The 25,878-nt window shown below is 40.3% G+C and carries 22 protein-coding genes and 1 pseudogene; 17 read left to right on the top strand and 6 right to left on the bottom strand.

The window, feature by feature from the left end:
- The first annotated feature begins 11 nt into the window (after window positions 1-11).
- From ACZ5AE_RS11680 to ACZ5AE_RS11705, 6 genes are all read left to right on the top strand, one after another.
- Window positions 12-287, top strand: a complete 276-nt coding sequence (locus ACZ5AE_RS11680; RefSeq protein WP_464572438.1) for a biotin/lipoyl attachment domain-containing protein — start codon at window positions 12-14, stop codon at window positions 285-287.
- Between the two features lie 353 nt (window positions 288-640).
- Entirely contained in the window at window positions 641-2,083 is a 1,443-nt protein-coding gene (locus ACZ5AE_RS11685) for an amino acid permease (RefSeq protein ID WP_464572440.1), read from the top strand.
- Window positions 2,084-2,167: 84 nt separating this feature from the next.
- Complete coding sequence (locus tag ACZ5AE_RS11690) at window positions 2,168-2,341, top strand: hypothetical protein (protein WP_378581396.1); 174 nt, start codon at window positions 2,168-2,170, stop codon at window positions 2,339-2,341.
- Window positions 2,342-2,624: 283 nt separating this feature from the next.
- Complete coding sequence (locus ACZ5AE_RS11695; RefSeq protein WP_464572442.1) at window positions 2,625-2,972, top strand: PadR family transcriptional regulator; 348 nt, start codon at window positions 2,625-2,627, stop codon at window positions 2,970-2,972.
- Window positions 2,953-3,591: an HAAS signaling domain-containing protein gene (locus ACZ5AE_RS11700; protein WP_464572444.1), complete on the top strand. Its 639-nt coding sequence runs from the start codon at window positions 2,953-2,955 to the stop codon at window positions 3,589-3,591. Before ACZ5AE_RS11695 ends, ACZ5AE_RS11700 begins: the two co-directional genes overlap by 20 nt.
- 69 nt (window positions 3,592-3,660) lie before the next feature.
- Entirely contained in the window at window positions 3,661-5,121 is a 1,461-nt protein-coding gene (locus tag ACZ5AE_RS11705; protein ID WP_464572446.1) for a DUF4153 domain-containing protein, read from the top strand.
- Between the two features lie 74 nt (window positions 5,122-5,195).
- Here the strand turns inward: ACZ5AE_RS11705 and ACZ5AE_RS11710 are convergent, their stop codons facing one another.
- Complete coding sequence (locus ACZ5AE_RS11710) at window positions 5,196-5,987, bottom strand: TIGR00266 family protein (protein WP_464572448.1); 792 nt, start codon at window positions 5,985-5,987, stop codon at window positions 5,196-5,198.
- Between the two features lie 437 nt (window positions 5,988-6,424).
- On the opposite strand from ACZ5AE_RS11710, the gene ACZ5AE_RS11715 reads away from it, so the two are divergent.
- The 6 genes from ACZ5AE_RS11715 to ACZ5AE_RS11740 all read left to right on the top strand — a co-directional run bounded on the left by ACZ5AE_RS11715 (window position 6,425) and on the right by ACZ5AE_RS11740 (window position 14,287).
- Window positions 6,425-8,173 carry a SulP family inorganic anion transporter gene (locus ACZ5AE_RS11715; RefSeq protein ID WP_464572450.1) on the top strand — a complete coding sequence of 583 codons (1,749 nt, stop codon included), beginning with the start codon at window positions 6,425-6,427 and terminating at the stop codon, window positions 8,171-8,173.
- Between the two features lie 24 nt (window positions 8,174-8,197).
- Window positions 8,198-8,554, top strand: a complete 357-nt coding sequence (locus ACZ5AE_RS11720) for an ArsR/SmtB family transcription factor (RefSeq protein WP_464572452.1) — start codon at window positions 8,198-8,200, stop codon at window positions 8,552-8,554.
- 374 nt (window positions 8,555-8,928) lie between these two features.
- Window positions 8,929-9,129: a cold-shock protein gene (locus tag ACZ5AE_RS11725; protein ID WP_173067194.1), complete on the top strand. Its 201-nt coding sequence runs from the start codon at window positions 8,929-8,931 to the stop codon at window positions 9,127-9,129.
- A 190-nt stretch (window positions 9,130-9,319) separates the two neighbouring features.
- Complete coding sequence (locus tag ACZ5AE_RS11730) at window positions 9,320-10,465, top strand: exonuclease SbcCD subunit D (RefSeq protein ID WP_464572455.1); 1,146 nt, start codon at window positions 9,320-9,322, stop codon at window positions 10,463-10,465.
- Window positions 10,462-13,599 (top strand): SbcC/MukB-like Walker B domain-containing protein, encoded by a 3,138-nt coding sequence (locus ACZ5AE_RS11735; protein WP_464572457.1) that lies wholly within the window; start codon window positions 10,462-10,464, stop codon window positions 13,597-13,599. The genes ACZ5AE_RS11730 and ACZ5AE_RS11735 overlap by 4 nt, the downstream gene beginning before the upstream one ends.
- Window positions 13,600-13,699: 100 nt before the next feature.
- On the top strand, window positions 13,700-14,287 hold the full coding sequence (locus ACZ5AE_RS11740; protein ID WP_464572459.1) for a uracil-DNA glycosylase: 588 nt from the start codon (window positions 13,700-13,702) through the stop codon (window positions 14,285-14,287).
- Between the two features lie 45 nt (window positions 14,288-14,332).
- Here the strand turns inward: ACZ5AE_RS11740 and liaG are convergent, their stop codons facing one another.
- Window positions 14,333-15,193 carry a LiaG family protein gene (gene liaG, locus ACZ5AE_RS11745; protein ID WP_464572461.1) on the bottom strand — a complete coding sequence of 287 codons (861 nt, stop codon included), beginning with the start codon at window positions 15,191-15,193 and terminating at the stop codon, window positions 14,333-14,335.
- 187 nt (window positions 15,194-15,380) lie between these two features.
- On the opposite strand from liaG, the gene ACZ5AE_RS11750 reads away from it, so the two are divergent.
- From ACZ5AE_RS11750 to ACZ5AE_RS11760, 3 genes are all read left to right on the top strand, one after another.
- Complete coding sequence (locus tag ACZ5AE_RS11750; RefSeq protein ID WP_464572463.1) at window positions 15,381-15,755, top strand: HAD family hydrolase; 375 nt, start codon at window positions 15,381-15,383, stop codon at window positions 15,753-15,755.
- 64 nt (window positions 15,756-15,819) lie between these two features.
- Entirely contained in the window at window positions 15,820-16,398 is a 579-nt protein-coding gene (locus ACZ5AE_RS11755) for a histidine phosphatase family protein (protein ID WP_464573603.1), read from the top strand.
- A 179-nt stretch (window positions 16,399-16,577) separates the two neighbouring features.
- Complete coding sequence (locus tag ACZ5AE_RS11760; RefSeq protein ID WP_464572465.1) at window positions 16,578-17,033, top strand: GNAT family N-acetyltransferase; 456 nt, start codon at window positions 16,578-16,580, stop codon at window positions 17,031-17,033.
- Window positions 17,034-17,074: 41 nt separating this feature from the next.
- Here ACZ5AE_RS11760 and ACZ5AE_RS11765 read toward each other — a convergent pair whose 3' ends face one another.
- Window positions 17,075-17,548: a GNAT family N-acetyltransferase gene (locus ACZ5AE_RS11765; RefSeq protein ID WP_464572467.1), complete on the bottom strand. Its 474-nt coding sequence runs from the start codon at window positions 17,546-17,548 to the stop codon at window positions 17,075-17,077.
- Between the two features lie 107 nt (window positions 17,549-17,655).
- On the opposite strand from ACZ5AE_RS11765, the gene coaW reads away from it, so the two are divergent.
- A complete protein-coding gene (coaW, locus tag ACZ5AE_RS11770) occupies window positions 17,656-18,456 on the top strand; it encodes a type II pantothenate kinase (RefSeq protein WP_464573604.1) in 801 nt (266 codons plus the stop codon).
- Between the two features lie 475 nt (window positions 18,457-18,931).
- A complete protein-coding gene (selB, locus tag ACZ5AE_RS11775) occupies window positions 18,932-20,818 on the top strand; it encodes a selenocysteine-specific translation elongation factor (RefSeq protein WP_464572469.1) in 1,887 nt (628 codons plus the stop codon).
- A 46-nt stretch (window positions 20,819-20,864) separates the two neighbouring features.
- Here selB and ACZ5AE_RS11780 read toward each other — a convergent pair whose 3' ends face one another.
- The 3 genes and pseudogenes from ACZ5AE_RS11780 to ACZ5AE_RS11790 all read right to left on the bottom strand — a co-directional run bounded on the left by ACZ5AE_RS11780 (window position 20,865) and on the right by ACZ5AE_RS11790 (window position 25,877).
- Window positions 20,865-22,418 carry a TerD family protein gene (locus ACZ5AE_RS11780; RefSeq protein ID WP_464572471.1) on the bottom strand — a complete coding sequence of 518 codons (1,554 nt, stop codon included), beginning with the start codon at window positions 22,416-22,418 and terminating at the stop codon, window positions 20,865-20,867.
- Window positions 22,419-22,601: 183 nt separating this feature from the next.
- Window positions 22,602-22,730: pseudogene (locus ACZ5AE_RS11785) on the bottom strand (alanine:cation symporter family protein); the annotation flags it as partial.
- A gap of 9 nt (window positions 22,731-22,739) precedes the next feature.
- On the bottom strand, window positions 22,740-25,877 hold the full coding sequence (locus ACZ5AE_RS11790) for an MMPL family transporter (protein ID WP_464572473.1): 3,138 nt from the start codon (window positions 25,875-25,877) through the stop codon (window positions 22,740-22,742).
- Window position 25,878: the final 1 nt, after the last annotated feature.

The raw sequence follows: 25,878 nt of genomic DNA on the forward strand, positions 1-25,878 counted from the left end.
CGGACGGAATCTTGGAAAAGGAGAGAACAAAATTGATTTATAAGGATGAAACCATTTATAGTCCCTGTTCTGGCACGGTTGAAAAAGTTGTAACAAAGGAAAACAACCATGTGTATGAATGGGAGAAACTATTTCTGGTAAGAGCAGAGAACGGTGCCATGGTAGAGATTTCGTTCGGTATAAGCGGGTATGTAAGATCCATTTATGTCAAGCAGGGACAAAAGGTGGATCCGCAAACCAAGTTAGGAATCATTCAAGATGATTTACAAATTACCGGCTGCGATTAATAGAAATATTAAATTTTCCATCCATAAAAATACTCTTCCCATTTTGCTGAGAAGAGTATTTTTGCATTTGAAGCGCAAAATATTTAATAATATGCAAAAAAATTTGGCACTATAATTTTCGAAAAATGGTCAAAGATTAAGCTTTTTATTTTGGCATGAAAATTGCAAATAATTATAACGTAAAAATAGTGATAATTTTAGAAAGTTTTGCCGGTTGGATAAAATTATAAATCCGCTTATTCTTTCTTCTATGACAGAAAGGGAAAGGCAGCCTGCCAGTCACATTTTCTCCTATTTTTACAATCATCATCAAATTGAAAGCGTATACTTAAATGGGAAAGAGGGGAAATTTCATGCAATTACCTGAAAACAATCAAACCCATGAACTGCAAAGAACGATGAAGTCCCGCCATCTGTTCATGATTTCGTTGGGAGGAGTCATCGGTTCAGGGTTGTTCTTAGGATCTGGTTATACCATCAGCCAGGCAGGGCCGTCAGGAGCAATTCTTTCGTATATCGTCGGCGGTTTCATTATGTTTTTAACAATGCTTTGTCTTGGTGAATTATCTGTCGCCATGCCAGTATCGGGATCGTTCCAAACCTATACCACTAAATTTATTGGACCGGGGACAGGATTTGCTCTTGGCTGGTTATATTGGTTAGGCTGGGCTGTTACTGTTGCACTTGAACTACTGTCAGCAGGACAGCTAATGCAGCGTTGGTTTCCGCATGTAGATGTGTGGGTATGGAGTGCAATTTTTGCCATCGTATTATTTGCTCTAAATGCTTTATCTGCTCGTGCTTTTGGTGAAGCAGAATTTTGGTTCTCAAGTATAAAAATTTTAGCTATTATCCTGTTTATCGCACTAGGCGGCGCTGCCATGTTTGGCCTGATTCATATGAAAGGCGGACATGCTGCCCCATTCTTATCGAACTTTACAGCTCACGGAATTATGCCGCACGGCTTTACTGCTTTAATCATTACAATGATTGCAGTAAACTTCTCGTTCCAGGGAACCGAATTAATCGGGATTGCTGCCGGAGAGAGTGAAGAGCCTGAGAAAACTATTCCAAAATCGATTAAACAAACTGTTTGGCGTACACTATTCTTCTTCGTGTTAGCAATCTTTGTCGTAGCCGGTTTAATTCCAATGGAAAAAGCAGGTGTGGTTGAAAGCCCGTTCGTTGTGGTATTTGACAGTATCGGTATTCCATATGCTGCTGATATTATGAACTTTGTAATCCTAACAGCTTTACTCTCTGTAGCAAACTCAGGTCTTTATGCTGCAACCCGGATGTTGTATGCAATGTCTAAGGAAAAGATGGCCAGCCCTATATTAACAAAAGTAACTAAGACGGGTGTTCCATTAAACGCGCTTTTGTTAACACTTGGGATTGCATTATTATCTTTATTATCAGGATTTTTTGCTGAAAAAACTGTCTTTGTTTGGCTTTTGTCAGTGGCGGGTTTAGGAGCACAGGTGGGCTGGATTTCCATCACTGCTTCACAAATTGCCTTCCGTCGTAAATTTATCCGTGAGGGCGGTAAGGTGGAGGATTTGAAATTTAAAACACCGCTTTTCCCAATTCTGCCAATTATTGCATTAACTTTAAACGTTGTGGTATTGTCTAGTTTGGCATTTGACTCAGAGCAACGCTTGGCATTGTATCTGGGCATTCCATTTGTTATCGCCTGCTATTTGATTTATCATTTTAAAATTAAAAAGAACCGCGAGCAGGATGGAACAGAAGAGCAAGAATTACAACTTCAAAATGATAAAAAAATGGTTATTTAATTCTTATGACGCTTGGGCATTTCCAAGCGTTTTTTAGTGGATAATCTTTTAAAATCACCAAATAATAAAAATGAGGTGATATCGATGGGAAAGTGGAATGAGCAGGCTGCACCGAATAACAATTTACATCCAAAAACAATCAGGACAAGCAACTTGGTGCAGAGTGATACCGGATATGGATTTTCTGAGGAATTGTCTGATGGCGGTGAACGTGATGAGTATATTGAACGTCAGCAGGATGATTTCAAAATGAAATAAAATGGCTCAGGAAGAGACTGCCCCAAAAGACCGCTGAATAACGACTCTTTTGGGGCAGTTTTTTTATTTTCATTATTTTTGCCAGGTTCCCGGGCACGCCCGCGGAAAGCGAAGCCACTGAAGCGGAAATCAACAGACAAAATTAATGATTCTATACATAAAAAAGGGGCTGTCCCTAATAGTTCATTTTGGGATAGCCCCTTTTTTATCTTTAAACCCTTTACAAGGCAAAAATCGTCATGTAGAATTTCTATATACCTAATAAATCTAGGTAGGTGAAAAAATGTTTAACCGTGAACTGGTAAAGGGAAGCACTTCGTTAATCTTATTACAATTATTAAACGAACGCGACATGTATGGCTACGAGCTAGTAAAGGAATTGGAGCAGCGCAGTGAAAATGGTTTAAGTGTAAAGGAAGGGACATTGTATCCTGCGCTCCATAAGCTTGAAAAGCAGGAATACATTGAATGCTATTGGCAGGAGCAGGAGAAGGGACCGGCCCGCAAGTATTATCGTATCACTGAAGCTGGAAAAGACGTGCTTGCAGAAAAAACACAAGAATGGCAGGACTTTGTAAAAGTAATGAATAAGGTTATTGGGAGATCGAAGCATGGAACAGCTGAAGAATAGGTTTCTGAATGAAATTTCCGAAGAACTCGGTACTCACAAAGATAAAGAAAATATTCTTCGCGAATACGAGACACATATTGATGAAATCATCTTGGAATCCTTTGAAAGGACGGATCATGAGAAGCTCGAGGACCTTTTATTTACAAGGCTCGGCAGTCCGAAAGAAATTGCTGCCGCTTGGAAGGAAGACTTGTCCGTCACGCCAAGTAATATGAAATGGCTGTTCTTTCTCCTTAATATTATTTTTTTTGCAGGTGGCAGTTTTCTTACGCTTATACATAACTTGTACCAATGGCCGTGGCTGACATCAATTTGGGATCATCTAACATCTATACCCTCTCTAATTGCCTTCTTGTATATGTTTTTTTGGGCGTTATTGGGTTATGAAATCGGCAAAGGCTTTGGGCATGGCGGCCGCAAGCTGCTCAGAAAAACATTTCTTTTATCACTTATACCCAACTTAATTTTAATGATGTTAACTGTTTTCGAAATCATACCACATTCGTGGTTTGCTCCTTTATTGACGAAAACATTTATTATTGCTTGTATCATTTTTACGATATTTCTGTACCCAATAAGTATGCTTGGCTATCGCTGGGGGAGAAAAGCGTCGATATAAGCTGTTTTTTTTGCTATATTACCTAGAATTACGATGTATATAGAAAAGCAATGTAAATGGGGGATGAATATGGAAAGCAAAATGGAAAAAATGGATTGGTTGTTTCTAGGTTTGTGCTTATTGCTTGGGATCTTAGCTGAGGAATCTTTTTTTCGCGGGCAAATAGGGATTTCATATTTGGTGTTTCTTATGGCTTTTTATGCAGTCTTTTTTTGGAGGTACCGGCACATTTTGTTTACCCACCAACGATTCGGTTACCTGGTACTATGCTGCATCTGGCTTCTGGCAGCTAGCTACTTTTTGAATGACAATATGTTTTTTAATTTACTCAACATTTTAGTGATACCTGCACTAGTTGTTTTTCATATAGTCATTGTAACAAGTCCGAAAAGTATGCAGTGGAATAAAATCTGGTTTATACCTTATTTGTTTTTTAGAATGCTAGATGTAATTAAATATAATGCAGCAATGACTAAGCTGATTGGAAGCGGTGTAAAACGAGGCGTGGATGAAGAAAAATTTATCATCTGGAAAAAGGTTTTAATCGGTATTCTGATCTCAATTCCGGTCCTATTTGTAGTCTTAAGTCTTCTTATGTCTGCGGATACCCAGTTTGAACGGATTATGGGCGGTATTCCGAATTGGTTCGATGCATTTGATGCTGAAGGATTAATAAGGTTAATCGTCATTCTTATTTTTACAGCAGCATTCTTTGGGTTTATGCAAGTCTCCATTAATAACCAAATTGATGTGATAAGGCAGCAGGGGGCAGAACAGGGCTTGAAAGTGGATGCGATTATCACCATAACGGTTCTTTGTTTAATTAATATCGTTTATTTATTATTTACCGTTGTTCAGTTTAAATATTTCTTCAGCGGAAACCTTCAGGATGAATTTACCTATGCCGAGTATGCAAGGAAGGGTTTTTTTGAACTGTTATTTGTCACCATCATTAATTTATCGATCATTGTGGTTGTGATGACTTTCGTGGGTCTGACATCTCTTTTTATTAAAAGATTTACGCAAATCCTGCTGACACTTTTGGTGTTTTCAAGTGCTGTGATGCTTTGCTCCGCTTTTATCAGGCTAAGTATGTATGAAGATGCGTACGGATTTACCTTTATAAGAGTCATGGCACACTCGTTTATGATATTCTTAGTGCTTATATTTACCTATACATTGGTGAAAGTTTGGATAGAGCGGCTGTCGTTATTTCATTTTTTCTTTATTTCATCCTTACTTTATTATACAGCCATGACTGTTATCGATCCTAATCAAATTGTCGTAAGCAAGAACCTCGACCGCTATGAATTAACAGGGAAAATTGATGTTCACCACTTTGACAGCCTGTCCTATACAGGTGTCATGGGGTTAATCGAACTATACGAAAAAGATAAGAATATTGAAGGTTTGACGCAACTTTTAGAAGTCAGGCAAAAGGAGGCACTAACAGGGAATCCTTCTTGGCAATCCTATAATTTAAAAAGAGAACAGGCGTTTACTGAGTTGAAAAAGCTTCAATTAAATTAGCAATAAACAAAACCGGGCTTTAGACCCGGTTTTGTTTTCGTTATTTGCTGGATTTAGGTAATCCCATAATTTAATTAATCACCATTAAACATATCAAAAAGTCCGCGGGCGATGCTGCCTTCATCTTTGCCGCCGCCTCGTGATGGTGCTGCAGCAAATACCCGGCTCGCGAGCCTGCTGAATGGCAGCGACTGAATCCAAACTGAGCCAGGGCCGCGCAATGTTGCGAAGAATAAGCCTTCACCGCCGAATAACGCCGTTTTAACGCCTTTTACAAACTCAATATCATAATGGACATCACGGGTCATTGCCACCAAACAACCTGTGTCAACACGCAAACTTTGACCGGGAAGAAGATCCTTTTTAATGATCGTTCCGCCTGCGTGAACAAACGCCATTCCGTCGCCTTCGAGCTTCTGCATGATAAAGCCCTCGCCGCCGAAGAAGCCGACGCCAATTTTTCGCTGGAACTCAATGCCGACTTGAACACCTTTTGCCGCTGCGAGAAAAGCATCCTTTTGACAGACAATTTTGCCGCCAAACTGACTTAAATCCATTGGGATGATTTTTCCAGGGTAAGGGGAAGCAAAAGAAACATGGCGTTTCCCTGCACCTGCATTCGTGAAGGTTGTCATAAATAAGCTTTCCCCTGTTAACACTCGTTTTCCTGCTGAAAATAGCTTGCCCATCAGGCCCCCGCCACTACCCCCAGAACCATCACCAAAAATGGTCTCCATCTGAATATCGTCATCCATCATCATGAAACTCCCCGCTTCTGCGACAACTGTTTCCTGCGGGTCAAGCTCCACCTCTACAAACTGCATATCATCGCCGTAAATCTTGTAATCAATTTCGTGGTTATTCATAACGGATTCCTCCACTTTAAAAAAATTAACACCTATCTATATTTTAAAGGAAATAGGAAAAAAGTTCTAACTTTAATGAGAGGCAAATAAAAAAGACGCCTGAAAAATCAGGCGTCTTTGCGTATTGCGGCGAAAAAACCACACTCCACATTGTGTGCTCCTAAAAGGAATGTTTCTCGTCTTATGCAATTCAGCTCATCGCTATGCTATTGTACCATAAACAAAAAAAGAAAACAATTGTACATTTTTAAGCTAATAAGAATAAAATTTTTCCAATTTATATTCTTAACGCATAAATTCAACTACGCCTCATGAACCGTCCTATCGGACCCGCAAATCGGCGAGTTTTCATTTAACAATTACTATTGATTATATTTTCCTATTATTATATATTCAAATAATCAGATATATAAAAATAGGTGATAAGAAGGGTGATTATGTTTACTGACAAAAGGTTCCATCATTATTCTTTAAAGAGTGTACCAAAGGACCTGCTCTCTGGGTTGATTGTTGGGGTGATTGCGATCCCTCTTGGTATGGCCTTTGCCATAGCTTCAGGAGTGAAGCCGGAGTATGGAATCTATACGACCATTGTTGCCGGGATTCTTATCTCCTTATTCGGCGGCTCCAAGTATCAAATTGGCGGACCAACAGGTGCGTTTATTCCGATTTTGTTTGGAATTGTCATGACGTATGGCTATGAAAATCTGCTGATAGCAGGTTTCATGGCTGGAGTAATCCTTGTCTTAATGGGGATATTTAAGCTTGGTTCGCTGATTAAATATATACCCAGGCCTGTAACCATCGGGTTTACTGCAGGTATTGCAGTAACCATTTTTACAGGACAGATTGCCAGTTTCCTAGGTTTAGAGGGAATCAAAAAGCATGAAGAATTTATTTTAAACATTAAGGAAATTATCATACACCTTGGTACTACGAATATTTTCAGTATTTTAACAGCGGCGATCTGTTTGGTCACGATTATCATAACACCCAAAATCGCGCCAAAAGTTCCTGGCCCTTTAATCGGCTTAATCGTATCAACGGCAGCCGCTTCATTGTTTTATTCTGGACAGGTAGCAACCATTGGAACAGCCTACGGTCAAATTCCAAGTACGCTGCCGGCACTGCATCTTCCTGAGCTAAATATGGATATCATCCTTGAATTGATAAGGCCGGCATTTATTATTGCCATGCTTGGCGGGATTGAATCGCTCCTTTCGGCGGTGGTCGCAGATGGGATGACGGGCGGTCGTCACAACAGCAATAAAGAACTCGTCGGACAGGGTATTGCCAATATGATTACGCCGTTATTTGGCGGGATTCCGGCGACAGGCGCCATCGCACGGACAGCAACGAATATAAAAAATGGAGCCGTTTCACCTTTATCAGGGATTTTTCATGGAATTGTGGTTCTGCTTGTGTTAATCTTTTTTGCACCATATGCTTCGTTTATTCCACTTGCAAGCATGGCGCCGATATTAATGGTCGTTGCTTGGAATATGAGCGAGCGAAAAGTTTTTGCTCACATTTTTAAAACGAAATCGACCGATTCGCTTGTTCTGGTGGTGACGTTTGTATTGACCGTTTTTGTGAACCTGACGGTGGCAGTGGAAGTAGGGCTTGTCATGTCAGCCATTCTGTTTGTCAAACGGATGAGCGACGTTATGATTACGGCCAAAGCGCTGCCTAACCCGCAAACCAATCGGGCCAAGATGGAAACTGGGATGGTGACCGATACACACGACTGTCCGCAGATTAGCATCTTTAATATTGAAGGGCCGCTGTTTTTTGGTGCTGCCCTTACATTTGAAGAAACGATCATGAATACGATCAATTACCGTCCGAAGATTCTGTTGCTGAGGATGGGCAGGGTTCCATTTATGGACACAACCGGAGAAGCGAATTTGGCAAGTATTGTACGCCACTTTTCCAAAAATGGTATAGTATTAATATCAGGAATAAATCCGCAGCCGGAAAGTGTATTGAAAAAAACAGGGTTATACGAGGTGGTTGGCAATGAACATTTCTTTGCCCATACCGGTGAAGCCATTCAATATGCTTTAAAGGAAATAAATCAAAATAAATGCCTGGGCTGTAAGCATTTTGCATTTAGAGAATGTAAGAATCTTTCCGGTACTGAGGCAAAAGAAGGAAGCAGACAGAAATTAACGGCTACCTTCTAGTTTTGTAGTAAAGGTGATGATGAATTGAATTTAGAAATGCAGCGGTTTAAAGCAGAATTTTTTAAAGCTTTGGCTCATCCATTAAGAATTCGTATTTTAGAAATACTCGCTGAGGGAGAAAAAAGTGTCAATGAAATTCAAACACTTGCGGGTAGTGAAGGCTCGGCTGTTTCACAGCAGCTGCAGGTACTAAGGGCGAAAAACATTGTTTCCGGGACCAAGGATGGAAACAAAGTTATTTATACGTTAAAGGATCCGGTGATTATTGACTTGTTAGCAGTTGCAAGACAAATTTTCAACAATCATTTGGTCGATACCATCACCATATTGGATAAATTTAAAGAAGAGGAAGAAGTACCAACAGCTACGCCGAAGAATTGAATTCTTCGGTTTTTTCTATTTAAATAATAAAACCAGTCACAACTTTTTCAAAAGGAAAGCCCAAATATTTTTCATCAAAAAACGACATATGATTCTTGCTTTCTTCCTCGTCTGATAGATTAATAAGTAATTATTTTGTTTAGATAATAAAATATCATAGAATGATGTCAGTTTATGTCGTCCCTCCCTTCCTTGACATTCCTACTAAATAGTGTTAAATTGTAAACAGCCGTTGCACGAGATTAGATTTATGTAATATGCTTGATCAAGGTTTTGACCGAAGTTTGGATGAAGTAATGAGTAAAGCTATCTGCGTTGTAATTTGGTGAATTTTACACATGGCTTTTTTCAAGCCAATAGGAGGATTTTTTTTCATGAAAAACGGTAAAGTAAAATGGTTTAATTCAGAAAAAGGTTTCGGATTCATCGAAGGAGAAGACGGAAACGACGTATTCGTTCATTACTCTGCAATCCAAACAGAAGGTTTCAAAACTTTAGAAGAAGGTCAAGAAGTTTCTTTCGAAGTAGTTGAAGGAGCTCGTGGACCACAAGCTGCTAACGTAGTTAAGAAGTAATTTCCCAAACTAACAAAAACAGTCTATAACAGTCCGGTACTTGTGCCGGACTGTTTTTTATTGGCATCCACACAATGGATAGTATCCCCCAAACTTCCAAAAACTTAACCGATTTCCAAGACCAGGCCGTTTTATATTTTGCTATAATAATAGTATTGTATAGACGTATTTAAAACATGGAGTGATGCATATGAAATTTATCCATACCGCTGATTGGCATTTAGGGAAATTGGTACACGGCGTTTACATGACGGAAAATCAGCGCGAGGTCCTCAACCAATTCGTGGACGTCGTTGCTGAGGAGAAGCCGGATGCAGTTGTCATTGCCGGAGACCTCTACGACCGATCTGTTCCCCCTACCGATGCCGTTGAACTTCTTGACGAAATACTTTTTAAAATAAATGTTGAATTAAAAACTCCAATTGTAGCCATTGCTGGAAATCATGACAGCGCCGAGCGCCTTTCGTTTGGCAGTTCATGGTACAAGCACAGCCAATTTTATTTATCTGGCAAACTCACGAACAGCTTTGAACCAGTCAGCATTAATGGGGTTAACTTTTATCTTCTCCCATACGCAGAACCTGGTTTCGTCCGCCAACTATTAGAGGATGACTCCATCCACTCCCATCAAGAAGCGATGAAGAGGATGATTGGCAAAATCGAAGAAACTTTAAACCCGAATGAGGCGAATGTTTTGGTTGGACATGCCTTTGTTTTAGGCGGAGTTCAATCCGATTCTGAACGAATCCTATCCGTTGGCGGATCAGGGTGCGTCGGCGCTGAATCGTTTGAGCCGTTTTCATATACGGCGTTGGGCCACCTTCACAGCCCTGATGCAATTAACCACGAAAAGGTTAAATATTCTGGCTCCTTGTTAAAATATTCATTTTCCGAAGCCAAACAAAGAAAGACTATTTCCATCATTGAAATGGATGAGAAGGGGAACTTTGAACAGCGTTACCGTTCTCTTACTCCTTCACATGATATGCGCGAGATTGAGGGATATCTTGAACAACTGCTCGACCCGCAATTTTATGAGAAAGAACGGACCCAAGACTATTTAAAAATAAACCTATTAGATGATGGGGCTCTTATTGACCCAATTAATAAGCTGCGCCAAGTATACCCAAACGTGCTGCATTTAGAGCGGAAAATTGAGATGACTGATTTAAAGAAAAAACAATCCTTCAATGCCCTTCGGAGCGAGAAAAAGTCGGAAATCGATTTGTTTGAACAATTCTACAACGAGATGACAACGTCTGAATTTACAATGGACAAAAAAGAAGTCATGACAGAAATCATCGATAAAGTGTTAAAGGGGGCAGGCACAAGATGAGACCGTTGAAACTAACGATTAAAGCATTTGGCCCTTATGCTGAAACGGAAATCATTGATTTTACGGAACTGGGCAATCGGACTATGTTTGTCATTTCCGGAAAAACGGGAGCTGGAAAAACAACGATTTTCGATGCGATTAGCTATGCCATTTACGGAAAGGCAAGCGGCGAGGATCGAAACGGTCCCGAGCTCAGGAGCCAATTTGCCAAGGATGATTTGCTTACCGAGATTTCTCTAGATTTTTCATTAAGGGGCAAGGTTTATTCCATTACTCGCTCACCTCAGCAGCTGAAACCAAAGGAAAAAGGTGACGGCTACACTTCAATCGGAGCAAAAGCTGAATTATATATGTGGGATGCCGAAGGTGAGAAAAAGCTTTTAGCCTCAAAAATCAGCGATGTCGAAGAAAAAATTAAAGAAATCATGCTGATAGATGCCAATCAATTCCGGCAAATTTTAATGATACCTCAAGGCGAATTCCGCAAGCTGCTAACATCAGACAGTAAAGATAAGGAAGTCATTTTGCAGCGACTGTTCCATACGCAGCTTTATAAAATGGTTGAGGATAAGCTGAAAGAGGAAGCGAACGAGCTGAAAAAGTCCGTTGAAGGCCAAGTACAGGCTAGGAACGAAGCCATTCGTCGGATTCAAGCAGTGACCAATAATGAACTTCGTGAATATATAGCTGCCGGAAGTGACAATGACACCATCATTATGCCGCTATTGGCAGAGGAAATTGCCGGTATGGGGGAATTATTGGAGCAGTTATCTGAAGAGCTAAAGGAAAAGATAAAGCAGCAAGATTCGCTTAAAGCCAAGCTTTATGAAGCAGAAGAGATACTTAAACAATTGCAAAAGAAGGAAGAACTGAAGGAAAAGAAGGCTCTCCTTGAGTCTCAGGTTGATTTGTTCTTGGAAAAAGAAAGGCAGGTTCAGCGTGCCCAAAAAGCGGCCCTTTTAGCCAAACAGGAAGAGCTATGCCATCGTTTGAAGAGCGAATTGGATCGATTAAAGGCGAATGTTGCAACACTAAAAGCGGAGGTAGGAAATTTAACTAGCGTCAAGGCACAAGCAGAAATTAGCCTCCAAATTGAACTCGAAAGAGAAGTAGACCGGCAAGCAGCACAAGAGGAAGTAAACCGTTTAGCTAACATGAAAGAGGATGTTTATTCTTTTGCATCTTTCATGAAAGAGGTTGCTAAGGTAGAAACCTCTTTGCAAACTGCAAGAAATAACCAGGTGACAACGGAACGTAATCTTGAATTAACAGAACAGCGGTTAAAACTCCTTCAGCAGCAAAAGGAGGATATTGAAAGAGGCCAGCTAGCATTTGTTGAAAATAAACAGCAGATTGAAAAACTGCAATCAGAGCTTGAACGTCTTGATAAATTTGAAAACTTGCTTGGCCGCCATCACAAGGCTAAACAGGAACTGCAAGTAATTTCAGGGAGATATGAAAACACGGCTGCCAGATTTCAAGATGCAAAGGCCCTTGTGGAAAAACTGGAGCAAAGATGGCTGCATGGACAGGCTTCGATTTTAGCCGCAAAATTGCATGAGGGGGAAGCTTGCCCAGTTTGTGGTTCTGAACATCACCCTGCTAAAGCCGTCCTGCACGATGGAAGTGTTCCTAGTGAAGAAGACATGAAGGCAGCGAAAGCACAAGCGGCAAAATGGGAAAAAGAAAAATCTCTTGATGAAGCAAAGCTTTACCAGAGTCAGTCTGCAGAATATACACAAAGGGAAACATTAGAGGAAGTCCTAAAGGAAATTCGCGGTTACCGGGCTGAGTTCTCTGAACCTGACCTGCCACTGCTGAAATCGGAGCTTCTTACTAATAAAAAAAGTCTGCAGGAAACGCAGCGAAAATTAGCAGAAAAAATGAACAAGCTCGATTTGGTCAAAAGGGAACTGGGGAATCAAGAATTAGAAAAACAAAAGCTGCAAAAGGCGATTCAACTATTAGGACAAGAAGTTTCGGAACTGACAATTCAATATACTGAGAAGAAGACAAATCTAACCAGAATAATGAATACAATTCCAGAGAATCTTCGTTCTGAATCAGCTTATGAAAAAGCACTCACCACTTCTAAAAACCGATATGATGCGCTCATTAAACAGCTGGAAGAGGCACAACGGCATTTACAATCCATCAACGCAAAGCTTGCTGCTGAATCTGCAAGATTGCAAGACGCTGAGAAGCACTTTGATTCTAAACAGCAGGAATTAACCACTGAACGTGAGATTTTTAAGAATAAATTGGTGGAACAAGGCTTCGAAAACTATAATGTCTATCATGCGTCAAAACTTTCTGAAGCGGTGATTCACGGCCTAGAAACAGAGATTCGAGGGTTTAGGGAAGAATTACGTTCTGTTTCCGACCGGTTGAATGAATTGACGGAAAAATTAATGAATGTGAAAACTCCAGATGTGGACGGGCTTAAAAAAGAGCTTGTAATAATAGACAGTGAAATAGCGGCGTTAAACCGAAATTATACGGGCCTTTTTGTGAAAAAGCGGGATAACGAGGAAATCTTCAACCGTGTGGAAAAATTAAACGAAAATATGAAGGTCCTAGAGGAACGGTATAAGCTGATTGGACATCTTTACGAGATCACAAAGGGCCAAAACAGCTTCCGGATTACCTTTGAACGATATGTGTTGGCAGCATTCTTGGATGATATTTTACAGGAAGCCAATCACAGATTGAGAAAAATGACGTCAGGCCGTTTCCAGTTGCTGCGAAAAACAGACCGTGCTAAAGGGAATGCTCAGAGCGGTTTAGAATTGCTGGTGTTTGACCAATACACAGGGCAGGAACGCCACGTTAAAACATTATCAGGCGGTGAAAGCTTTAAAGCTTCCTTGTCACTTGCTCTTGGGCTCGCAGACGTGGTACAAAACTATGCTGGCGGGGTTTCGTTGGAAACAATGTTTATTGATGAAGGATTCGGTACACTAGACCCTGAATCACTTGAACAGGCGATTGAGGCGTTAATGGATATTCAAAGCAGCGGGCGCTTGGTGGGAATCATTTCGCACGTTCCGGAATTAAAGGAACGAATAGATGCAAGACTTGAGGTTATCGCGGGGCAAGCCGGGAGTCGGACGCAGTTTGTGTTTACGAATTAAAAAAATAGCGAGTGGGGAGATCCACGCGCTATTTTTCGTATTTATATAAATGGAAAAAGGTTAAACTACCATTAGTTTTTACAATGGCTGGAGGGATAATATGTCCGACTTTTGTCCAATATTGTGGCCGGAAGAACCAACTCCGGGAGACTTAATAGACTGCAGTGAGTGCGGCTTAAATAAACATGGTTCACGGATGGTTTGGGGAGAGGGAAACCCGGATGCCCCGATTATGATTATCCTTGATAACCCCGGGGCACGTGAAGACCGGGAAGGAAATCCATTTGTATGCGGGACACGGCAAACACTCCAAAAGGCTGCCAATGAAGTTGGTTTCACTATGGACGATTTGTATGTAACCTTTATTTTAAAACGAAAACCGGTCAGAGCCTATGACAAAGAACATGCGCGTGAAACATGCATGATTCATCTTAAACAGCAGTTGGAGGAAAAACAGCCAAAGCTGATTCTTTGCTTCGGAAATGTAGCTGTTCAATCCTTTTTCGGAAATCCGGACGCAGAGGTAAAATCGCTTCGTGGTGCCATTCATGAAATTAAGGGTTTCCCTACTGTAGTCGGCTATCATCCCTTAGCAGTAAGGCGCCGTCCTAATCTTTGGTCAATATTTTTGGAGGATTGGAGGGTTGCTTCAGATTACTACCATACAAAAAGCGGCACTCATTATTAAGCGCCGCTTTTTTTAGAATGTTAGGAAACTATATAGATAGTATGATTAATAAATATGGATAATCCCGCTAGAAACATCTAGGTCAATAGCATGCTTTCCAGACCCATGTGTACCATTGAAGCTGTCTTTATCCTGGACTTTTTCTGTCAATGGCAAATCGCATTTAATCACACCGCTGCTAAACTCGCCATTTAATTTAAAATCAGCATCATCCGGCAGGTCAAGATTAACTAAACCTGAGCTGACATCCATTTTGATGGATTTCGTTAATTCATCAACTTGAACTGCCAGCTTCCCTGAGCTGACATCAGCTGCTAATGCACCAGAATAATGCTTAATGTCGAGAACCCCAGAACTGAGATCAAATATACCTTTATCAGCCTTAACAGTATTGATGTTTACTTTTCCTGATGATACATCCTGATAAAGCTCTTTCACATCAAGATTGTTAAGCTTCATGTATCCAGATCCGATATCAACAGTTAATTTTTGTAATTGCATTGGTTTAGTTTTGGATTCCCCGGAAAAAGTTAAATATCCTGATCCAAGATCAATGGTCATGTCTCTATCGTAATCCTTCGGAATGTAGATTTTTAGGTTGCTTTTGTTTTTACCCCAATTGAACCATGTAAACCATTTGCTCTTAAGCTTAACCTCTACAGTATCACCATTTTCTTTAACAGTCAGCTTTTGTTTACCTTCATAAACTGCCTTTAAATCTTGTCTATCTTCAGGAATAATGGTTGCATTGACACTGCCCACATCTACCTTGATCACCTTCGTATCATTGGTAATGGCAGGCCGCATACTATTTTTGCCAGACCCAAACAAATCAAATGTGTAGGATTGGTTAAAAATAATATATAAGCCGGTTATAACCAATAGTAGTATTAAAATTCTTTTCATTAAAAACTCATCCCCTTTTCTTTCATACATTTTCTATTTATATCTTAAGAAATCCTTTGATTTTTCACGATGTACCAGGGATTTATTTTCAACTAAGACTTGAGGTGTATTTAATAATGAAAATTCTTTTAGTGGTTGTTCTGATGTAAATGATGGTTTTAGGTAATCTAGAGTAGGGGGGAAAACCATGATAAAAGCAGTATTATTTGATTTAGTCGGGACATTGTTGGACAGGGATGCCTCAGTACATAAGTTTATCGACAACCAATATGAGCATTTCAAAAAATGGATGGGTCATATTCCAAAAGAAGAAATATATAAATCTAGATTCATAGAATTGGATTGCCACGGCTATGTTTGGAAGGATCGAGTGTATAAGGAATTGATTTCTGAACTATATATTAATAATATAAAATGGGAATTATTGCTCGAAGATTATTTGGGGAATTTCAAGAATCACTGTGTGCCATTTCCAAACTTAATTAGTATGCTGGAAGTATTAAAGAAGAGGCAATTAGGAAAAAAGACACTCAATGGAATGAAGTGGAAGCAGATTATATGATCGAGGATTTGCTGGAGATTCCATTTAATATCGATATCATAAATATTGAAAGGTGAGGATTAACATTACTAAGATTTGCATCGTACGACACGGGGAAACAGAATGGAACGCTATCGGACGACTTCAGGGAAGATCGGATATCCCCTTAAATTCGAAAGGGATCAAGCAGGCCGAAGAAAGTGGCATATACCTAAAAAATTCACAATGGGATGTAGTCATAACTAGCCCATTACAAAGAGCGAAAAAGACAGCGGAAATTATCAATACTTATATAAATGTTCCTTTGGTTGTTATGGACGATTTCAAAGAAAAGTCTTTTGGAGACGCAGAAGGAATGACCATTGAGGAAATAAGGGTGGCATTCCCTGACAGAAAATATACCAATCAAGAAAGTGCAGACGCCCTGATTCAACGTCTTATGGGAGGGCTGGAGAAAATCAAACGCAACTACAAGGATAAAAACGTTCTGCTAGTCGCCCACGGTGCAGTTATTAATGCCATTCTCGCCCATTTGTCGAATGGGGAATTAGGCTATGGTAAATCGAGGATTGATAACGCTTGCCTAAATGATATTCATTTTGAGGAAAATGGTTGGAAAATTAAAGCGTATAATCGGGTAGAGCATCTCTCTATGAAAGAATAAGAGGGTGGATGGCTATGCACGAGAAACTCATTTCTTCTATATATTCGGCGTGGGAATCTCCACTCTTGGTGAGTTCATTTATTTAATTGCTATTAATATCCTAGTTTTAAACATAACCGAATCACCCGCGGCAGTGGTAATGAAAAAAATAAAGAAGATTACTAAAAGGAATTGACTATATGATACAAAAAATTGATTTAATAAATAGTAGTTTAGTTAAGGAATTATTTAACATGCAAATAGCCTCTTATCAAGTGGAAGCTAATCTAATAGGCTTCAATGATATCCCGCCTCTAAAGGAGAACTTTGAAGACTTTCTAAATTCCGGTGAATCATTTCTAGGGTATTTTGAAAGAGGGGAACTTGCTGGAGCTGTTTCTTATGAAGTCGAGGTGAAAGAGCTGACGATTTGCCGAATGGTAGTTGCCCCTAAACACTTCAGAAAGGGAATTGCCGAGAAGCTTTTAAATGCTGTTGAGGAAATCGACCGGAACATCAAGGTATATAAAGTTTCCACTGGAAAGGATAATCAACCTGCCAAAAATTTATATCAAAAAAATGGCTTCATATTGTTGGAGGATAGGGAGGCAGCACCAGGTTTTTTCATTAGTCATTTTGAAAAAAGAAGACCGTAATAATAGAATATAAGAAGGGGTGTCTTGAAGGCACCCCTTTATCAAACCGTTACAAACTCTTGTATGGTACATCTTCTTTCATCAGTAGTTTCGTGGAATCTGCCTCCAGTGAATTTTGATATGGTACTCCTCCAAAAAGCCTTAGCCGGTTCGTTCTTCTCGATTTGAGTAACTCGCCACTTCCCAGGGAAAAGAGTGAAAATTTCATTTGCAGCTATTTTTCCAAAGCCTTTCCCTGAATATTTGCGAATAATAAAAAATTCTAGAATGGTGTTTGGTTCCGATTCTGCTGCACTTTCTACTAAAGCAAACCCTATTAGTTCCCCATCCTTTTTTATAAAAAATGGATGGTGGATGGGACTGCTCCAATATGGGGTTAAATCATAGGGCTTATAAGCGCCAATCTCCCCCAAAATGATGGCAGGTATAAATTGGCTGAATTCGTAAATATAAAATTGCATGAGATTATGCAGGGTTTGCTCTTCTTCCTTTAAAACCCTCACTAGTTTAATCATTTTTGCTCCTCCTAGTCTTAATACATATAGGAATTGACATGGCAAGTCGATATCCTTTAAAAATGAATTAAATAATTGGAATTCTTGAAGAGGTGATGGGATTGACGATGCAAAAGGTAGGAATTGACGCAGGTGGTACGCTGATAAAAATTGCTTTTAGAGAACATGGAGTAATGCATTATAAAAAATATCCAATTGGTGAATTAAATTCAGCTGTTTCCTGGTTAAAAGTGGTTGCACCGAATGTAATGGCTGCTTTAACAGGTGGAAAGGCTCACATTTTGAAGGAAAAGTTTTTCCCGAACAGCACGATTGTTCCTGAGTTTCAAGCAACATGTGAAGGGGCCAGGCTGTTGTTACTTGAAGAGGGAAAGAATATTACTGCTCCATTTATCGTCGTAAATGTAGGAACAGGGACTTCGTGGCATCTGGTCGATGGAGAAAGGTACGAACGTATACTTGGAAGCGGGGTTGGTGGAGGAACTTTCATGGGGCTTGGTACGATTCTTACCAATGAGTCGGAATTTCAGCAGTTAACCACAATGGCGGCAAAGGGCCAGAAGGAAAATCTTGATTTACTAGTAAAGGATATCTATGAGTCCGACGAGCCACCAATTAACGGTGACCTTACTGCGGCTAATTTTGCAAAAGGTTTGAATGTTAAGCATACCAATGCAGACAGGATGGCTGCTTTGACTAATATGATTGGAGAAACGATTATGTTATTAACACTGCAGGCTGCAGCCATACATAAGGTGAAAGAAATTGTATTTATCGGGAGTTCATTGATAGGAAATCCGTTTTTGACAGAGACCCTTGATACCTATCTGAAGTTGCTTGGATTGCAGCCAACGTTTTTAAAAAATGGAGAGTACTGTGGTGCGGTTGGTGCATTGCTATCAATTTAAGCTGGGGCAGCTATCGAAATTATTAAATTGATGATGAAGTCTAAATTGACACGAGACAAGAGGAAAATGTCCCTTATAAGCATAATGAAGGACAAAATCGGCTTTGAGAAAGAGAAAAATGTCCTTCATAAGCCTGATGAAGGACAAACTCAATCAAAAGAAAGAGGAAAATGTCCCTCATACGCGTGATGAAGGACAAAATCCATCATTAGAAAGAGGGAAATTGGTTCAATAGAAAGAGGGAAATGTCCTTCATAAGCGTGATGAAGGACAAACTCGATCAATAGAAAGAGGAAAATGTCCCTCATAAGCATAATGAAGGACAAAATCAACAAAGAGACTTATGGAATGTCCTTCATCCAAAAAAAACGCTTGAAATAAACCTCCAAATAATACTTGTCCAAGAAAGTTCGCTTGAACAATCCCCCTATTAAGGCTACAGTAGAGAAGAAGACCGGTAAAGAAGGTGGCAGGCTTGGAAAAGAGATATTTTACAATTGGAATGGCGGGGCATATTGACCATGGGAAAACGTCCCTAACGAAGGCTTTGACCAATATTGATACTGACCGATTAAAAGAAGAAAAAGAACGGCAAATCTCGATTGAACTCGGATTTGCTCCATTATATGAAGATGAAGAAATCCAGATTTCCGTTATCGATGTTCCGGGGCATGAACGCTTTATACGGCAAATGATTGCTGGCGTTGCCGGTATTGACCTAGTAGTGCTAGTTGTAGCGGCTGATGAAGGAGTCATGCCGCAAACAAAAGAACATCTCGAGATCTTAAAATTTCTCGGTGTCAAAAACGGGATCATCGCAATTACTAAAATAGACCGAGTTGACGACGAATTCATTGAACTTGTAAAAGATGATATTTTAGCAGAACTGCAAGGCACTGTATTTGAGGATGCCCCATTTGTTTTAATCGACAGTTTATCCAATAAAGGGATTGAAGAAATAAAACAGCTAATCATTAAAAAGCTCAAGGAACAAGAGATGCGCGATGCCAAAGGCGCGTTCCGTCTGCCGATTGACCAGGTGTTTACTGTAAAAGGGCAGGGGACAGTTGTCCGCGGCACGGTTTATGAAGGCACAGTGGAAGAGGGACAGGTCTTAAAAATCATGCCTAAAGGGCTGGAAGTCCGAGCCCGGCAGATACAAGTTCATCACAAACCATCGAAAAAAGCATACGCCGGACAACGTGCAGCAATTAACCTGTCAGGAGTCTCAAAAGAAGATTTGGAACGCGGTGAAGTTCTTGTTTCCTCGGAGCATTTTATTGTAACCAGAATAATAGATGTCTCCATTCGTGTTGTGGAGGAATTGGAGCATTTAATCAAGCAGCGGATGCCGATTAAACTGCATATTGGGACAGCCGAAGTAATGGGACGGATTGTCTTTTTTGACAGAAATGAAATCAAAGAAGAGAACGGTGAAATCCTTTGCCAGTTAAGACTTGAGGAGGAAATCCTGACCAAACGCGGCGATCGTTTCATCTTAAGACGGCCTAGCCCGACCGAAACGATTGGCGGCGGCTGGGTTATTGATCCTAGGGGAAATAAATATCGTTTTGGAGAGCAAACGATAGGGGAACTGGAGAAGAAAAAAGCCGGCACGCCTAAAGAACGGATAACAGCCACTTTGTTGGAAGCGAAAAGCCTCTCATTACCAGAATTAATCAAACGGACTGCCTTGGATGAAGAAACCTTATCCGAGCATCTCCAGGATAATGAATTTGTTCTTTTTAATGGGAAGGAATACACATTACAACAGTTAATCGAGTCTATCGAGGAAGATATTTACGACAGACTGCAGGATTTTCATCATTTAAATCCAATGAAGCAGGGTGTCAATAAAGCTGAAATTCTCCAATCGATGCAAAAAAAATTCCCGAAATCTCTTCTTGATTATGTAGTAGAAAATGCGATCTCTAAAAAGGTTTTTAACCGGAGAGAACAGTTTGTCTCGCTGGCTGAGTTTTTACCGCATGTTCCAAAAAACTGGGCAAAACGGACGGAAAATCTGCTCGCTGAATTGAAAAAGGATGAGTTAAAAGTTCGCAATTTAAAAGACTATATATCGGCTGCAGGCATTCCGGATTCTCTTGAAGGGGATTTACGAAGATTCCTAGAAGACCAAGAGTTGATTGTGGTGCTCGATGATCAGTTTGCTTATCATGGAGATGTTTTTAATGATGCCGTTCATAAACTTCAAACCGCTACGGGTCTCGAATTTGAAGTGGGTGAAGCGAAAGAGGTCCTTGACCTTTCACGTAAATACATGATTCCATTTTTGGAAAAATTAGATGCAAAAGATTTTACAAAACGAGTTGAAAATAAACGAGTTTGGAAAGTTAAATAGAAAAAAGCCTCTGCCGCTTATTAGTTGCATGAGGCTTTTTTCATTCCTAAGATAAAAACTCAGCTGGATTTAAACCGAGTTCGTGGCAGATATCAACGACCATCTGCTTTTCATTATGGTCAAAGTTCCCATCAGCATAGCCGATGGCAATGCAGTAGCGGGCGACCAGGCGGGCAATTTCCGGTTTTGTGCGAATCTTCCCAAGCGCACGGAATGCTTCGGCACGGCCAAGCATTCGATCATTTTCAATCCTGGAGACGAAAAAGTTGAATCTTTGAATGACTTTGGTGGTATCAAATACCCGCAGCTCTTCGCTTTGATTAACAAAATCGACCATCTTTTGCCGCTCAGAAGCATCTAAATAACCATCTGCTATGGCTACCAATGCACAAGCTGCAACGACGGCATCTAATACATCCTGACTCTTGTATCGACTAAATAATTCCTGTGCTCGTCTTTTTTGTGTGTTTGCCCATTCTGCATAGTCTGTTTGAGAAGGGGACCAATTACTACCACAGCTATTGCAGGTGAATTTTAATTGGTTATGACCAATAAACCCGCCAAGCAAACCGACAGGACCCAGAATTAAACCGCCAATTGCCGCTTTGCCCAAACCAAACCCTTTTTTGCCGGTACGTACATTTGAAGAATGACAACGTGGGCAAACGATATCATCGCCCCCATATGTAGACCTCGGGCTTGTTGAAGAAGGGAATGTTTGAGACGGAAAGCCAAAAGCAGGTTGTCGATGTGTAGAATCCGGCTGAAGATGGATCGGCTGCTGGGATGTATTTTGGCTTTGCGGGTATGGATCATATTGATTTTGACTTTGGCGATACGGATCATAATTATTATTATTTTGGCTCCCGTTCTGCGGAAAAAAGGACTGAGATTGATGGGAATTATTGTTCTGGGTTTGATAAGGATTTCCCATGAACTGATTGGATGAGCTTGGTTGAAATGAATTCCCAGGCTGGCGGTTTGACTGTTGAACCGGAGCAGAATAAGACGAATTGACAGGGGCATCATCAACAGTTACCCCAAAATTTCCACAAAGGGCAGCCAATCCGCCTTGAAATCCACTGGCAACGGCATTAAATTTCCATTCACCGTTATGACGATATATTTCTGCTGCGACAATAGCGGTTTCAACTGTAAAATCCCTGCCTAGATTAAATCTCAATAATTCTTCATTGTTTAGCTCATTAAATATTCGGACATAGGAATCAGATACTTGTCCGAAATTTTGTCGCTTCGCCTGGGCATCATGAATTGTAATGGTGAAGGCGATCCGATGAATGTGAGCGGGTACCTGGTTTAGATCAATTCGTATTTGTTCGTCGTCCTTAACTCCGGAGCCAATTCGATTATCGCCGCTATAAATAATGGCTCCATTTCCTCCGGATGGATTATTGTAAAAAACAAAATCCTGATCGCTTTGTACTTTTCCTGATGGACCCAATAGAAAAGCGGATGCATCCAAATCAAAATTCGAACCGTTTTGATTGATATTCCAACCCAAACCCACAACAACTTTTTGAAGGCCGGGGTGGGATTTTGTTAAATCCACTTTTTGACCTTTGCTTAATGTAACACCCATATTTTTCACTCCTTATTTTTCTAACAATCTTTCCCATATAAATTTATATAAGAATAGGGAGAAACATACTGAATACATATAACAGTTTCTACGAATTAGTCCTAAAAAAGTTTCATTAAATCAAATAAAAAGAACTAACCCGAATTTAATCAGAGTTAGTCCTTTAAGATATAAGCTTAAATATCAGCCTGTCTTTTCACTTTCAAGTGGATTGTATTCCTTTTCCCAGAAGTCTGCGTCTTGAATTCCGAGTTTGACAGGGTCAAAGACAGGGTCCTTACCATCCTTCAACTGTGATTCATAGTCTCTTAGGTGTTGGAGTTATTTTTTAAATGGCCACCAGTTGGCTTCTCCAAAGGTGCGTACCATAACTGGTACAAACAGCGGAAGAACCACTAGAGCATATAAAGCAAGGCCAATTAATAGAATCGTAGCAATTTCTAGTAATGATAAAACACCGGAAGGCATCATCGCTGCAAACGTTCCACCTAAAATGACAGCTGCTGAAATGATGACAGTCCCCATCTTCTTCATTGATTCAAGAATGGCTTTTTCAACTGGCAGATCACGATACTCGTTAAAGCGATCCATTAAGAAAATACTGTAGTCGATTCCAAGCGCAACAAGAATAACAAAGGCAAAGAAGGGTACAGCCCAGCTGATGCCTGTGTAACCTAACCAGTTTACAAAAATATATTCAGAGATTGACATTGAAGTATAGTAGGTTAAGACTAAGGAACCGATCAGGTAAATTGGCATTATCAGTGAACGAAGCAGGATGATCAATATGATTCCGATTCCCGCAAGCATTAAGATAACAGTTCTGGAATAGTCACCTTTGGAAATAGTATCCAGATCATGGTGCATGCTTGAAACACCTCCAATAGCAACCTTCGCATTTTCAAGCTTGGTACCTTTAACTGCGCGTTTTACAGCATCTTTAATGACTGGTATTCTGTTTATCGCCTCATTAGAGTATGGGTTCTTATTAAAGACAACATCCATCGTCATGACCTTGCGATCCTTTGACATATAGGCATTCAGAACTTTCGCAAAATCATTGCTGTCTAAAACATCCTGCGGGATATAAAAACCATTTTGCTGCTGCTTGGCTACGCCGGTCAAATAATCTTGGGCACTTACCAGACCATTAGAGACTTGGTTTAATCCATCGGAACTTTGATTTAATCCGTCAGAAAGCTGGTTAATTTGGCTGCCAATATTTTCAAATCCGGACAGAAGTCCCTGCTGGCCATCATTGATGCCGCCCAGACCGTCAGTAAATTTCGGCATATTTGCGACAATTTGCCCCTGACCGTCTTCCATTTGATATAAACCAGACTCAAGTGCCTCGAGTCCCGGAAGGAGCTGTTCCATACCTTTGATTAACTGTTCTTGGCCTGCAATCAGTTTTGCAAATTCGCTATTGGCCGTATAAAGACCGTTTTGTGCTTCTTTAAGGCCTGCGTTAAGCTGATTCAAGCCTGCAGTTAGCTGCTGTGCTGCCGCATAAGCCCCAGTGGCATCCGGATTACCTGGAATGCCTTCAATTACCGCCTTAATAGTTTGATAGTCTTGACTATTCTTGACATCTGAAAAATCTGTTTCTAATTGATTAAAATTAGCTTTCAAGTCAAGGCTGCTGCTTAGTAATTCCAACCCAGCGACCGTTTTTTGATAATTGCTTAATAGAGTGCCCAGCCCAGCTTCTGTTTGTTGATAGCCCGCCAGCAATTGTTTGCTTCCATCTAAAGCTTTTTGAGAATTAATTTTGATTTGGGTTAAGCCTTCTTTAATTTGTGTTGAACCTAAAGCACCTTGCCTAAGTCCTGTTTCGATATCTGAAAGGCCGCTTTGAACCTTTGCCAGATTCGTTTTGATTTCATTCGTGCCAGAGATTAATTGGCTGATACCAGCTGTTGCCTGCTCCATTTTTGGCTGATTAGCTGCCATCTGGCTACTTGCTTCAGAGAGTCCGCCGCTGATTTGTTTAATTCCTTCATTTCCTTTGCCAAGGCCGTCCTCAAGGCTTGCGGCCTGTTTGGAAATATAGAAATCGTCAATTAGTTTGCCGGTCGGGCTGGTGACTGAACGGACAGTTTTGATATCATCGACTTTTTTGAGTTCCTGGCTGATTTTTTCGGTAATAGACAAATATTCAGTGGTGTTCATTTTATCGTCATTTTTAATGACAATTTGTGTTGGCATGGATTCACCAGGACCGAACGAATCTGCAATTAGATTGTACCCCTTAATAGATGGATATTCATCGCTGATTTCTTCAAGCGAATTAAATGATAATTGATCCTTATACGTAAATAGGAAAGGTAATGCGATAATGGCAACAAGAATAAAAGCAATCAATGGACGTTTCAAGGCAAAGTTCCCCATTACACCCCATATCTTACTATCGCCGTGTTCAATCTTCCCCTTAGCTGGCCAAAACAATTTTTTCCCAAGGACTGCCATGAAAAATGGTACCACCGTGATAAGTGCAATTAATAATATCGCTACTCCAACTGCCACCGCAGCGGCGGATTTGTATAGCTGGAAGGTGGAGAAACCTATCGAAGCAAATCCGATTAACACGGCCGCTCCGCTAAAAAAGACCGTTTTTCCAGCTGTTTTGTATGTTTTAATGATGGCCTCAGATACATTTTCATCCACTGATAATTCCTCTTTAAAGCGGCTTAAAAGCAGGATGCAATAATCCGTTCCAATCCCGAAGAGAACGGCAACCAAGAAAATCTGGGTAAAGGTTGATAATGGAAAGTTCACCTTATCTACTAAAATAGCTACAATGGATTGCGCTGTCAGATAGCTAAATCCTACCGTTATCAAAGGGATAATAGGTGCCACTGCTGATCTAAAGACAAGCAGCAGCACTGCTAAAATGAAAACTACCGTAATACCTTCGGTTTTTTTCAGACCTTCCTGGGAGTTTGTGATGAGGTCCTCGCCAATCACCCAGCTGCCGGTATAGTAATGATCAAGTTTGACATCATCCATTGCTTTATTTAATTCTTTGACAATTTCTTTAGCTTCTCTATCATTCGAAGTAACTTTAATGGAGACTAAAATTGTTTTACCGTCCTTTGAAACCAACTGATCCTTCAGTTCTTCTTGTGTGAAATGGGTGAGGATTTCGGTAATTCCAAGCGTCTCTTTATTTTTTTCTAGTTCTTTAATCGCTTTTTCAGCCTCTGCAAAGTCGTCCTTCGTTAATTTTTTTTCACTATGGAAGACAAGAGCGGTTTGCAAGGAATTACCCTTATTTTCACTAGACTGAACATCCTTGAGAACTTTTTCGGCAAGGGTGGAGGGGTAGCCTTCAGGAACGGAAATTTGCCCTTTCTCTCGAACGAGATTTTCCATATTTGGCGCAGCTATAAAAAGCGCAGCGATGACTGCTATCCAAGCGATTAAGATAAACCATTTCCCTTTAATAATGGCTCTCACT

This window comes from Neobacillus sp. S1227 (assembly GCF_055385255.1).